General features: G+C 71.5%; 9 protein-coding genes and 2 pseudogenes. 3 read left to right on the top strand and 8 right to left on the bottom strand.

Going from position 1 to position 12293, the window contains the following annotated elements:
• Positions 1-153: 153 nt before the first annotated feature.
• The 7 genes and pseudogenes from ACZ6S5_RS34340 to ACZ6S5_RS34310 all read right to left on the bottom strand — a co-directional run bounded on the left by ACZ6S5_RS34340 (position 154) and on the right by ACZ6S5_RS34310 (position 8132).
• The gene (locus ACZ6S5_RS34340; protein ID WP_466006456.1) at positions 154-675 is read right to left on the bottom strand and encodes a hypothetical protein; all 522 of its coding nucleotides are present in this window, start codon (positions 673-675) and stop codon (positions 154-156) included.
• A 106-nt stretch (positions 676-781) separates the two neighbouring features.
• Positions 782-1585: pseudogene (locus ACZ6S5_RS34335) on the bottom strand (glycosyl hydrolase family 28-related protein); the annotation flags it as partial.
• 89 nt (positions 1586-1674) lie between these two features.
• Positions 1675-3261 carry a glycoside hydrolase family 13 protein gene (locus tag ACZ6S5_RS34330; RefSeq protein WP_466006455.1) on the bottom strand — a complete coding sequence of 529 codons (1587 nt, stop codon included), beginning with the start codon at positions 3259-3261 and terminating at the stop codon, positions 1675-1677.
• Between the two features lie 139 nt (positions 3262-3400).
• Positions 3401-4288 (bottom strand): carbohydrate ABC transporter permease, encoded by an 888-nt coding sequence (locus ACZ6S5_RS34325; RefSeq protein ID WP_466006454.1) that lies wholly within the window; start codon positions 4286-4288, stop codon positions 3401-3403.
• Between the two features lie 12 nt (positions 4289-4300).
• Positions 4301-5257 carry a carbohydrate ABC transporter permease gene (locus tag ACZ6S5_RS34320; RefSeq protein WP_466006453.1) on the bottom strand — a complete coding sequence of 319 codons (957 nt, stop codon included), beginning with the start codon at positions 5255-5257 and terminating at the stop codon, positions 4301-4303.
• Positions 5258-5366: 109 nt separating this feature from the next.
• Positions 5367-6746 carry an ABC transporter substrate-binding protein gene (locus ACZ6S5_RS34315; protein WP_466006452.1) on the bottom strand — a complete coding sequence of 460 codons (1380 nt, stop codon included), beginning with the start codon at positions 6744-6746 and terminating at the stop codon, positions 5367-5369.
• A gap of 384 nt (positions 6747-7130) precedes the next feature.
• Positions 7131-8132, bottom strand: coding sequence for a LacI family DNA-binding transcriptional regulator (locus ACZ6S5_RS34310; RefSeq protein WP_466006451.1), 1002 nt, complete (start codon positions 8130-8132; stop codon positions 7131-7133).
• A gap of 314 nt (positions 8133-8446) precedes the next feature.
• Here ACZ6S5_RS34310 and ACZ6S5_RS34305 point away from each other — a divergent pair, with 314 nt between their 5' ends.
• Positions 8447-10489 carry a glycosyl hydrolase family 28-related protein gene (locus tag ACZ6S5_RS34305; RefSeq protein WP_466006450.1) on the top strand — a complete coding sequence of 681 codons (2043 nt, stop codon included), beginning with the start codon at positions 8447-8449 and terminating at the stop codon, positions 10487-10489.
• A 136-nt stretch (positions 10490-10625) separates the two neighbouring features.
• Entirely contained in the window at positions 10626-10772 is a 147-nt protein-coding gene (locus tag ACZ6S5_RS34300) for a hypothetical protein (protein ID WP_466006449.1), read from the top strand.
• Positions 10773-10795: 23 nt separating this feature from the next.
• Here ACZ6S5_RS34300 and ACZ6S5_RS34295 read toward each other — a convergent pair whose 3' ends face one another.
• Entirely contained in the window at positions 10796-11194 is a 399-nt protein-coding gene (locus ACZ6S5_RS34295; protein ID WP_466006448.1) for a nuclear transport factor 2 family protein, read from the bottom strand.
• Between the two features lie 307 nt (positions 11195-11501).
• Between ACZ6S5_RS34295 and ACZ6S5_RS34290 the strand changes: the two are divergent.
• Positions 11502-12293, top strand: a pseudogene (locus ACZ6S5_RS34290) (hypothetical protein); the annotation flags it as partial.

The following is a 12293-nucleotide window of genomic DNA, read 5'->3' as shown; positions in this document are numbered from 1 at the left end:
GCCTCCGGCCCTCCCCCCCCCCCCCCCCCCCACCCTCCCCCCCCCCCCCCCCCCTCCCCCCCCCCTCCCCCCCCCCCCCCCCCCCCCCCCCCCCCCCCCCCCCCCCCCCCCCCCCCCCCCCCCCCCCCCCCCCCCCCCCCCCCGGTGCCGGGGTCAGTTGCGGTTGATGGTGAACGTGCTGGTGGTGTTCCGGATGTCCTGAAAGTTGTCGGTCAGCCGCAGGTTGGTGAAGGTGGCGGAGCCGACCGCCGGGCCCTCGCCGGGCTCGGGCAGCTCGTTGACCCAGATGGACGCGGAGAAGAGCCACATCGCCGGGAACGTCTGCTGGCCCCAGAAGTGCCCGCCGGAGCGGACCAGCGAGACGTTCTGGAACTCGGTGGGCGGGCTGGCGCCGACCCCGATGAACGGATAGCCGAAGTCCAGCGAGCTGATGGTGACACCCGAGTACGTCAGCTGGTCGGCGATGTACAGGTTGCGGAAGGTGTTGTCGTAGCCGCCGTACACGGCCACGCCCGCGGCCCGCCAGGTGAGCGTGGCGGTGAGGTTCTCGAAGACGTTGCCGTGGTTGCCGGCCGACGCGCCCTGGTCGGTGGCCGAGAAGAGGGCGAACGCGTCGTCGCCGGTGGACCGCCCCTCCGAGTTGGTTACCAGGCCGCCGGTGCTGCCGTTGGTCATGTTGACCGCGTCGGCGAAGGTGTCCCGGAAACCGGCTGTCCCGGATCGAATACCACGGCCCGGCGCCGCGCAGGGTCACCCCGTCGACCACCACGTGGTCCCAGAGGGTGAACGTGCCGGCGGGGATCCACACCAGCTTCCCCTGCGCCTTGCCGGCGTCGACGGCGGCCTGGAACTTCGCGGTGGAGTCGGTCGCACCGGTCGGGTCGGCGCCGAAGTCGGTCACCACGTCCAGCACCCCGGCGGGCTTGGCGATCTCCGCGCCGACCAGCTCGAAGTCGGCCAGGTCGATGGTGAAGGTGGGCGACTGGGCGGTCGAGGAGACCTGCAACCTGATCTTCGTGCCGGTCGGGTAGGTGGCGCCGAACCGGGTCCGGGCCTCGTCGTAGAAGTGGTGCGGGTTGGTGTCGCCCGGGTTGTTGTTGAACGGGTAGCCGCCGTAGTACCAGCCGTACCGGGAGGTGACCGGAACCGCCTTCACGAGGGCGCCGTTGGCACGCAGGTCGATGGTGGCGTCCCGGCCGGTGCCGGCCGCGTTGTCCGGCAGGTACCGGAAGGTGACCGCGTCGGCCGGCGCGGTGAGGGTGAACTCGACGTACTCGCCGACGGCGTCGAAGGTGACCGCCTCCCGGCCGGAGGCCTCCGACAGCAGGGTGCCGTAGTGCCGGTCGGGGCCGATCCGGGTGCCGATGTGGACGGCGCGTTCCGCCTCTTGCTCGACGAACGGGACCGTGGCGCCGCGGCCGGCGATGTCGAACGGGGACAGCCCGGCGGCCCGGGCCGGGGTGCCGGTGGAGGTCAGCGCCACGACGGTGAGCGAGGTGGTGGCGAGCGCGGCGGCGGCCAGGGCGGCCAGCCCCGTGCGGAGCCGGCCTCTGCGGTGGTGGTGCGGGGTGGTGTGCTCGGCCATGAGGGGTGTTCGCCCTTTCGTCGGTGGCCAGGTCCCCCGTGGAAGCGGTCGCTCCTCCCCTCTCCCCTGTGCTGCGGCGCCGGATCGACTCAGCGGGTACGCAGCCAGACGGCGGTGTCCGACGGCAGCCGGTCGTCGTGCAGCGGGCCGCTGGCGAGCAGCAGTCGATCGTGGTCGGGCAGCGGCACGGCCGTGTCGGAGAGGTTGACCAGGCAGGCGAAGCCGGGCTCGCGGGCGAAGGCGAGCACCCGGTCCGGGGCCGGCAGCCAGGCCAGCGTGCCGTCGCCGAGCGCCGGTTCGCTCCGGCGCAGCGCGATGGCCGTCCGGTAGAGCTCCAGCATCGAGTGCGGGTCGCCGGTCTGCGCGCGGACCGTCCGGTCCTTCCAGTCGGCCGGCTGGGGCAGCCAGGGCGGAGCCGCCGCGCCGTCGGGGCTGAACCCGAACGGCGGGGCGTCGCCGGTCCAGGGCAGCGGCACCCGGCAGCCGTCCCGGCCCGGGTCGACCCGGCCGGAGCGTTCCCACATCGGGTCCTGCCGCAGCTCGTACGGGATGTCCTCGACCTCCCAGAGGCCCAGCTCCTCGCCCTGGTAGACGTACGCCGCGCCGGGCAGCGCGAGGGAGAGCAGCGCGGCCGCGCGGGCCCGGCGGGTGCCCAGCTCCAGGTCGGTGGGGATCCCCTCGCGCTTGGCCGCGAAGCTGAACGTGGTGTCCGCCCGGCCGTAGCGGGTGACGTGCCGGGTGACGTCGTGGTTGGAGAGCACCCAGGTGGCGGGCGCGCCGACGGGCGCGTGCGCGCTCAGCGTCCCGTCGATGCTCTCCCGCAGCGCGGCGGGGTCCCAGGCGCAGCCGAGGAAGTCGAAGTTGAACGCGGCGTGCAGCTCCTCCGGGCGCAGGTAGTTGGCGAACCGCTGCCGGTCGGGCAGCCACACCTCGCCGATCAGCGCCCGGTCGCCGGGGTAGGAGTCGGCGATCCGCCGCCAGTCGCGGTAGATCTCGTGCACCCCGTCCAGGTCGCGGAACGGGTGCGGCCGGTCCGGCCGGGTCTCGGGCAGGGTGCCGTCCTTGACCAGCAGCCCGGCCGAGTCGATCCGGATGCCGTCCACCCCCCGGTCGAACCAGAACCGCAGGATGTCCTCGAACTCGGCCCGTACCCGGGGGTGGTCCCAGTTGAAGTCCGGCTGCTCGGGGGCGAACAGGTGCAGGTACCAGTCGCCGGGGGTGCCGTCCGGGTTGACGGTCCGGGTCCAGGTGGGGCCGCCGAACTCGCCCACCCAGTCGGTGGGCCGCTGATCGCCGTCCGGGCCGCGCCCGCGGTGGAACCAGAACAACTCCCGCTCGGGCGCGTCCGGCCCGCCGGTGAGGGCCGCCTGGAACCAGGGGTGCGCGGCGGAGCAGTGGTTCGGCACCACGTCGACGATCGTCCGGATGCCGAGCCCGTGTGCCTCCGCGATCAGCGCCTCCGCCTCGGCCAGGCTGCCGAAGACCGGGTCGATGTCCCGGTAGTCGGCCACGTCGTAGCCGGCGTCGGCCATCGGGGACGGGTACCAGGGGCTGAACCAGATCGCGTCGACGCCGAGCTCCGACAGGTGGTTCAGCCGGGACCGGATGCCGGCGATGTCGCCGACACCGTCGCCGTCACCGTCGGCGAAGCTTCGTGGGTACACCTGGTAGATCACCGCTCCACGCCACCACGGACCACTGTCTCCTGTGGACACGAGCACCTGCTTTCTGCGTCGTACGTCGGCGGATTCGCCGGACCTGGGTGTGGGTCGGGCGAACGGTCGTTGTTCGCCGCAGAGGTTTGCCGGGGGGAGCTCAGCCCTTGAGGCTGCCGGTGGTCAGGCCGGACATGATGTTCCGCTGGAAGATCAGGAAGATGACCACGGTCGGGATCGCGGCGATGACGGAGGCGGCGATCACCACGTTCATCGGCGTACCGCCCGAGAAGGCGTAGATGCCGACGCTGACCGTCCGCGTCTCGGGTGACGGCATGACCAGCTTGGGCCAGAGGAAGTCCTTCCAGACCGCCGTCACGGCGAAGATCGAGACCACGCCGAGAATGGGACGCGACATCGGCAGGATGATCGACCAGAGGGTACGCAGCGGCGTCGCCCCGTCCACCAGGGCCGCCGACATCAGGTCCTCCGGGATCGAGTCGAAGAACCGCTTCAGCAGGAAGATGTTGAACGCGTTCGCGACCAGGGGCAGCCAGATGGCGAACGGCGAGTCGAGCAGGTTGAGGTGCAGGATCGGCAGGTCGATCACCGTCACGTACTGCGGGACGATGAGGACCATCGCGGGAATCATCAGCGTCGCCAGCATCAGCCCGAGGATCGCGTTGCCGAAGACGGGCCGGAGCTTCGACAGGGAGTACGCCGCGGCGGTGTCGAGGACGAGCTGGAACAGCACCGCCCCAGCCGCGTAGTAGAACGTGTTGAACAGCAGCTTCGCGAGGTTCAGGTTGGTCCACGCGTCGAGGTAGTTCCGCGGCTGCGGGTCCTTTGGGAACAGCGAGGGCGGGGTCTGCGCGATCTCCTGGCCGGACTTGAGCGCGCCGGTGACCATCCAGTAGAGCGGCCCGATGAAGACGAGCGTGAACCCCACGACGACGACGGTGAACAGCGTCCAGTAGATCACTCTGCCGCGTCCCCGGCTGAGCTGGGCGTGGGAGATGAGGGTCCGGGTCCCGGAGTCCTGTGCCATTCCTCGTCCGTCCTAGTCCTGTTTCGCAGTCAGCCGCACGTAGACGCCGGAGAAGCCGGCCAGCACCACGAGCATGATCACGCCGAGCGCCGCGGCGCCGTTGAGGTCGTTCTGGAAGAACCCGTGCTGGTAGATGAGGTACGCGACCGAGGTCGCCGAGTCGCCGGTGCCCGCGCCGTTGGCGAGGATCAGCGGCTCGATGAAGAGCTGCATGGTGGCGACGATCTGCAGCATCGCCAGCAGCGCAAGGATCAGCCGGGTCTGCGGGATGGTCACGTTGACGATCCGCCGCCAGATCCCGGCGCCGTCGAGCTCGGCCGCCTCGTAGAGCTCGCCGGGGATGTTCTGCAGCGCCGCGAGATAGATCAGCACCGCGCTGCCCATGTTCATCCAGGTCGAGGCGATCACCATCGCCGGCATTGTCATCCCGGACGACTGCATCCACTCCGACGTCGGCAGGTGCAGTGCCTTCAGGATCGCGTTGAACAGTCCCGCCTCGCTGGGGTCGTACGCGTAGAACTTGAAGAGGAAGAGCGCCGAGGCCGGCGGCAGCATCACCGGCAGGTAGACCAGAATCCGCAGGTACCCCTTGGCGTGGCGGAACTCGTTGAGCAGGATCGCCACGAAGAACGGCACCGCGTACCCGAGGACGAGGGCCAGGACGGTGAAGTAGAACGTGTTCCGCCACGCGGTCCAGAAGCTCGGGTCGTCGATGATGCGGAGGTAGTTGTCCCAGCCGACCCAGGTGGTCTCGCCCCGGCGGGTGCGCTGGAAGCTCATCACGATGCCGCGGATCATCGGATACCAGGAGAAGACGGCAAAGCAGAGGACCGCCCCGATCAGGAACGCGTGCCCGGTGAGGTTGTCCCGTACCTTGCGGCGGAGGCTGGTCCGCCGCGACGCTGCCAGGTACGGCGGCTCGGAGCGGCCCGGTCGCCTGGTGGTACCCGGAACGGTGGTGATCGCCAAGACATCTCCTGCGGAAGTAGGTGACCGGACGGTGCGGGGCGGGGGGGGGGGGGGGGGGGGGGGGGGGGGGGGCCGCACCCCCCCCCCCCCCCCCCCCCCCCCCGCCGGCTCAGCTCCCCGCGGCCAGCAGCTTGTTGACCTTGTCCTCAGCCGTCTTGAGCAGCGCGTCGATGTTCGCGTTCGGGTTCGTCAGCACCCCGGACATCGCCGCGTCGAGCACCGCGTAGATCGCCTGCGCGTTGCGGGGCTCGCCCTTGATCGGGACCGGGTTCGCCTCGAAGGCCGCGAAGTTGGTGGTGTCGACGTTCGCGTTCGCCTTGCGCAGCTCGAGTTCCTGCTTCTGCGCCGCGCTGCCGTTGGCGAACAGCAGCGGCTGGGGCAGGCCGACCGGGTAGTTCTGCGGCTTGGCTCGGACGTAGTCGAACTGGCCCTTGCCCGGGGTGAGCTTCTGGTACGCGATCCACTTCAGACCGGCCTTCACCTGCTCCGGGGTGAGGCCCTTCTTGAAGAAGTAACCCTCGCCGCCACCGAGCGTCGCCTTCGCCGCGCCGTCCTGGCCGGGCAGCGGGCCCATCGCCCAGTCCTGGAACTTGCCCTGGAACTGGCTGACGATCGCCTGGGTGGCGTCCGGCGCGCCGATGAACATGCCGACCTTGCCGGCGCCCGCGTTGGTCAGCAGGTCACCCCACTGCAGCAGCTGGCGGTTGCCCATGCTGTTGTCGCCGTACCGCATGTCCTTGAGGTTCTGCAGGACCTGCTTGCCCATCGCGTTGTTGAAGTCGGCCTTCTTGCCGTCCGCGGTGAGCACCTGCCCGCCCTGGGAGTAGAGCAACGAGGTGAAGTGCCAACCGCCGGTGTTGCCCGCGCTGTACTCGGAGTAGCCGGCGATGCCGTTGCCCAGCGCGGCGATCTTCTTGGCGGCCGCGCGGACCTCGGCCCAGGTCCTGGGCGGGTTGTTCACGTCCAGTCCCGCCCGCTGGAACAGGACCTTGTTGTAGACCAGGCCCATCGAGTAGTTCTTCACCGGGATGGCGTAGAGCTTGCCGTTGTCGGTGAAGACCTCCTTGAGTGCCGGGTCGACGCTGTCCCAGGCCGGGATCGTGTCCTTGTTGGCGTACTGGCTGACGTCCATCGCCTGACCGGAGTCGAGCACCTGCTGGAGATCGGTCATGTACCCGTAGAACACGTCGGTCACGGTGCCGCCGGCGAGGCGGGCGGTGAAGTCCGGCGGGTTGTTGCACTGCTCGCCGACGCTGACGCTCTTGATGACGATGTCGGGGTTCTGCCGCTGGAACTCGGCGACGTCGTCGTTCCAGTTCTTCAACAGCTCCTTCTGGGCGCCGACCGGCTGGCAGTCGACCGTGATGGTGACCTTGCCGCTGGCGTCCTTCCCCGCGTCGTCGCTCTTGGTGGAGCAAGCCGCGAGGCTGAGCCCCAGGCCGGCCACGAGCGCTAGCGCCGCAGCCTTCCGGTACTGCGGTACGGACATCTGTCCATCCCTTCGGGAACGGGGGGGGTATCCATGGCCTTCGCTGATCTGCGGTGATCCCACCGCGGGGATGCGGCTGGAGACCGGCATCCGCCACGCGACCTGCTCCGGTCGCTGGGCCGGGTCAGGTGTGAGTGCAGTCACCGTAGCGAGGCCGACTCATTTCAGCAAGGTTTCGATCGCGGTTTGAAAAGATGCGACTTTCTGACGGCAGATCGCGACAGCAGCACGGAGGGATCGCGGGGTGTCCTGGTCGACGCCGGCTCCCGTTCTCATGAAAAACGGCCGTCGACCGCAGGGCAGCGGTCGACGGCCGGAGCATCGTTCAGCGGCCGGGACGCGGTGGTCCGTGGCCGGGTCGGTCGGTGCGGGTGGGCGCGACGGTCAGCGGCCGGGGGCCGGGGCGGTGGAACCGCGTACCACCAGTTCGGGCTCGAACAGCAGCTCGTCGTGCAGCACGCCGGCCCCCTCGATCTGGGTGACCAGCAGGTCCACCGCGGCCTGCCCCATCATCTCGATCGGCTGGCGCACCGTGGTCAGCGGCGGGTCGGTGCAGGTCATGAACGCGGAGTCGTCGAAGCCCACCACCGACACGTCGGTCGGCACCGCACGGCCGAGCCGGCGGGCGGCCCGGATGGTGCCCAGCGCCAGCACGTCGCTGGCGCAGATGATGCCGGTCACGCCCCGCTCGACCAGCCTGGTCGCCGCGACCCGCGCCCCTTCCATCGAGAAGCTGGAGCGCTCGACCTGACCGGTCCCGTCGGTCCAGCCCGCCGCCCGGACCATCGCGTCCAGCTTGCGCCGGGACGGGACGTGGTCCTCCGGGCCGAGCACCATGCCGATCCGCTCGTGGCCCAGCGACCGCAGGTGCCCGTACGCCTGCTCCACGGCCACCGCGTCGTCGGTGGACACCCGGGGGAAGCCGAGCTCGTCGACGCCGGCGTTGACCAGTACCACGGGCAGGCCCCGGTCGGTGAGCCGCCGGTAGTGCTCGTGCGAGGCGTCCGCGAGGGCGTACGACCCGCCGGCGAAGATGACCCCGGAGACCTGGTGGTCGAGGAGCATCTCGACGTAGTCCGACTCCGGCACCCCGCCGATGGTGCGGGCGCAGAGCGCCGGCGTGAAGCCGCGCTGCGCCAGCGAGCCGGTCACCACCTCGGCGAGGGCCGGGAAGATCGGGTTCTGCAGTTCGGGCAGGACCAGGCCGACCAGCCGGGCCCGTTCGCCGCGCAGCTTGGTCGGGCGCTCGTAGCCGAGGACGTCCAGTGCGGTCAGCACCGCGGTCCGGGTGGCCTCGGACACGCCGCCGCGCCCGTTGAGCACCCGGCTCACGGTCGCCTCGCTGACGCCCGCCTTGCGGGCGACCTCCGTCAACCTCTTCGTCACGCCGCAATCCTATGCCGCGTTCCTGCAAGAACTGAACCGCCCGCTGTCAACGAACGCAAGAACCCGATGATCGTTTACAGGTGCGAGCCCGGCACGGCGGGGCACAGGTGATCGCCGACGACGCTGGCGCGCCCGTTCCGTCGCGTCGACCGACCCCGGTGACGGCATCCCTGACGTCCGCAATTTTTGAACAGAGAGGCGCTTGAATCTCGACAAGTGACGGGAATAACATGAGCCACCGCCGGCCCCGGCAGGCACGCCCTGGCGCGCGGCGCACCACCACCCGTCCCCCTCCCGGAGAGTGGGTAATCCCGATGCAGCGGAGCATGGACGACGGCCCGGCGGGTCGACGCCGGCACGTGCTGACAGCCCGAATCGTCGCGGCGGCGAGTGCCGCCGTCCTCGCCGTACCGGCCGGGAGCGCCGCGGTCGCGGCCGGCCCGGCCGGCACCGGCCCGACCCCGGTGGTCACCCGGGCGGGCCTCGACCCCGCGTTGGTGGCCGACCGCGGCGCCACCGTGGACTTCGTCGAGCAGGAGGCCGAGCACGCCCGGACCACCGGCACGGTCATCGGCCCGGACCGCGCCGCCTACACCCTGGCCGGGGAGGCCTCCGGCCGCCGGGCGGTCCGGCTCTCCCCCGGCCAGCACGTCGAATTCACCCTCCCGGCGGCGGCCAACGCGATCACCGTCCGGTACAGCATCCCGGACGCCCCCGGCGGCGGCGGGATCACCGCGCCGCTGCTCGTCACCGTCGGCCGGGGGCCCACCCGCGCCATGCCCCTCACCTCGCGGTACGCCTGGCTCTACAACCAGTACCCGTTCTCCAACGACCCGGACGCCGGGCTGCTGCATCCCGACTGGTGGATCACCGAGTGCTCCTGCGTGCCGGCCGCGACCACCCCGGCGCCGACCATCACCACGCCGTTCCGGCCGCACCACTTCTACGACGACCAGCGCCTGCTGCTGGGGCGGACGTACCGGGCCGGCGAAGTGGTGCGGCTGACCGCCCCGGTCGGCAGCGGCGCCGCCTGGACGGTCATCGACCTGCTGGACTCGCAACTGGTCGCCCCGCCGCGGGTGGTGCCCGGCGCGGTGACCGTGCTCGCCTTCGGCGCCGACCCGACCGGCCGGCGGGACTCCGCCGACGCGTTCGACCGGGCCGTCGCGTACGCCCGGCGGGCGCACCGCACGCTCTACCTACCGCCCGGCACCTACCAGGTGAACCGGCACATCCTCGTCGACGACGTGACCATCGTGGGCGCCGGCAGCTGGTACACGATCGTGCGCGGGCGCGAGGTCGCCCTGGACACTCCGGCACCAGACGGCTCGGTGCACACCGGCGTCGGCTTCTACGGCCGGGACGCCGCCGACGGCGGCAGCAGCGACGTCCACCTCGCCGACTTCGCCATCGAGGGCGACGTCCGGGAGCGCGTCGACACCGACCAGGTCAACGCCATCGGCGGGGCGCTGAACCACTCCACCATCGACGGCCTCTACCTGCACCACACCAAGGTCGGCATGTGGTTCGACGGACCGATGACCGACCTGCGGGTCACGAACACGGTCATCGCCGACCAGATCGCCGACGGGGTCAACTTCCACACCGGCGTCACCCACTCCTCCGTGTCGCACACCTTCGTCCGCAACACCGGCGACGACGGCCTGGCCATGTGGTCGGAGGGGACGGCGAACGCGTACAACACTTTCGACCACAACACGGTGCAGTCGCCGGTCCTGGCCAACGGGATCGCCCTGTACGGCGGCACCGACAACACGATCTCGGCCAACCTGGTCGCCGACCCGGTCCGCGAGGGCAGCGCCATCCAGGTCGGCTCCCGGTTCGGCGCCGAGCCGTTCGCCGGCCACCTCTGGATCACCGACAACACCACGGTCCGGGCCGGCGGGTACGAGCTGAACTGGAACATCGGCCTCGGCGCGATCTGGTTCTACGCCCTGGACCGCAGCATCGACGCCGACATCCAGGTCGTCGGGGATGCCTTCCTCGACAACACATACAACGCGATCATGCTGGTCAGCGACTGGCCGGTGAAGGACACCGTGGCGATCAGCAACGTCCACTTCCGGGACCTGCGGGTCGACGGCACCGGCACCTCGGTGGTGAGCGCCCGCACCGCCGGCTCGGCGTCCTTCGAGAACGTCGACGCCCGCAACGTCGGGGCCGTCGGGGTCAACAACTGCGGCTCGTTCCACTTCACCCCGGCCGGCTCCGAGTTCCACCTCACCGACCTCGGCGGCAACGACGGTGGCTGGCTCGCAACCTGGCAGCTGCCCAACACCATCACCTGCGACGACCGTCCGCCGGTGGTGCCACCGCCGGCCCCGGCACCCTGGTGACGGGTGCCACTCCGGCGGCGGCGCGCTCGGCCTCACCCAGGGCGTCGTCAACGCCTACGGCGGCGGGACGGTCAACAAGTGGTCCGGCGCGGGGACCGGGTACGCGATCGTCGGCAGCGTCGGGGACGGGGCCACGGTGAGCGTGGCCTGCTCGGCGAACGGCACCACCCACACCGGATGGTGGGGTACCACCTCGCTGTGGAACAAGCTGACCGACGGCACCTGGGTCACCGACGCGTACCTGTGGACCGGGGTGAACGGCCCGGTCAACCGCTGGTGCTGACGCCGCCGCGCCGGCCGGTGGGCTCAGGCGGCCGGTAGACCCTGGTGGTTGAGGTAGAGCAGCACCCGGAACCGGCCGCCGTCGTCGTGCAGCAGGTACGACGACGCCAGCCGGACCGGCTCACCGCCGGCCATCCGGGGCACGTCCCAGTCGGTCCGGGCCAGCACGTACCGGTCGTCGAGCCGCTGGCAGGTGAGTTCGGTCAGGGTCGCGGAGCCGAGTCCGGCGTCGGCGAACAGTCGCGCCCGACGGGGCAGCGCGGCGAGGAACGCGGCCCGGGGCACCGGCCGGGCGCCGGCCTCGTCGGCCAGCAGGAACGGGTCGGCGAACAGATCACCGAAGCCGTCGGTGTCCCCGGCGTCCGGCGAGAAGGCGGCGAAGAAACGACGGAGTCTGGCCTCGAGGGTGGACGTCCGGGGCATGCGACTGGTCCTCTCCGGGCACCGGCCACGCCGGGCGGCGCGGCCGTGAGGCGCCTCCGGGACGGCGTGCGGCCACCCGGCGGCGCCGCCACGCTACCAGCCACAAACGGACATATTACCACAAGAACTCACGAAGATCAAGTACCTCCCGGCTCGTTCCCCCTCGTCCCTCCGGCTGACGCCACGGCCGGCGGCCGCCCGGTCCGCGGCGGCGATCCGTGACATCAGGCCCGGGAACGGGCCAGTCTCACTATTCTCGACTGGTGCAAAGCTCGCCAACCGCGCGCCGCCAACCGCGGGTCGCACGGTGAGTGGGGCCCCGGTCGAGCCCGACCCCGGCTGTGCGCTGTGCGCCGCCGACCTGCCCGCGGCGTGGGTGCTCGACTATCCGGCCGGCGACCCGGCGGGGGAAGGCACCCGGGAGACCATGCTGACCCTCGGCAACGGTTACCTGGCCACCCGCGGGGCGGCCCCCGAGGCGTCGGCCGACGGCGTGCACCACCCCGGCACCTACCTCGCGGGCTTCCACAACCGGCTGGCGGGCGGGGCGGGCCGGCCAGACGGCGAGGAGAGCATCGTCAACCTGCCCAACTGGCTGCCGGTGACGTTCCGCCCCACCGGCGGCGACTGGTACGCCCCGGGCCGGGCCCGCCGGGTGCACGAGCACCGGATGCTGGACCTGCGCCGCGGCGTCTACCTGCGAGAACTGGTCGTGGTCGACCCCGACCGCCGGCGTACCCGATTGCGCCAGCGACGGCTGGTGTCGATGGCGAACCCCCACCTCGCGGCGCTGGAGACCAGCATCGTCGCGGAGAACTGGTCGGGTCGGTTGGAGCTGCGGTCCGCCATCGACGGCGGGCTGGCCAACACGAACACGGTGGCCCAGGTCGGCACCGGCGGTCGGCACCTCACCGAGGTCACCGGCGGGGCCGGCGACGACGCGATCTGGTTGACCGCCGTGACGACCGGATCACGGCAGCCGCTCGCGGTCACCGCCCGAACCACGGTCGGGGGGGGGGGGGGGGGGGGGGGGGGGGGGGGGGGGGGGGGGGGGGGGGGGGGGGGGGGGGGGGGGGGGGGGGGGGGGGGGGGGGGGGGG

Source organism: Micromonospora sp. NPDC051924 (assembly GCF_055586005.1).
Note: the sequence above shows the minus strand (reverse complement) of the source record. Positions and strands in the feature narration are given on the sequence as shown.

Coding starts and splice junctions, on each gene's coding strand:
- ACZ6S5_RS34340 (WP_466006456.1), bottom strand. CDS start 675: ATGACCAACGGCAGCACCGGCGGCCTGGTAACCAACTCGGAGGGGCGG.
- ACZ6S5_RS34325 (WP_466006454.1), bottom strand. CDS start 4,288: ATGGCACAGGACTCCGGGACCCGGACCCTCATCTCCCACGCCCAGCTC.
- ACZ6S5_RS34295 (WP_466006448.1), bottom strand. CDS start 11,194: ATGCCCCGGACGTCCACCCTCGAGGCCAGACTCCGTCGTTTCTTCGCC.
- ACZ6S5_RS34305 (WP_466006450.1), top strand. CDS start 8,447: ATGCAGCGGAGCATGGACGACGGCCCGGCGGGTCGACGCCGGCACGTG.
- ACZ6S5_RS34315 (WP_466006452.1), bottom strand. CDS start 6,746: ATGTCCGTACCGCAGTACCGGAAGGCTGCGGCGCTAGCGCTCGTGGCC.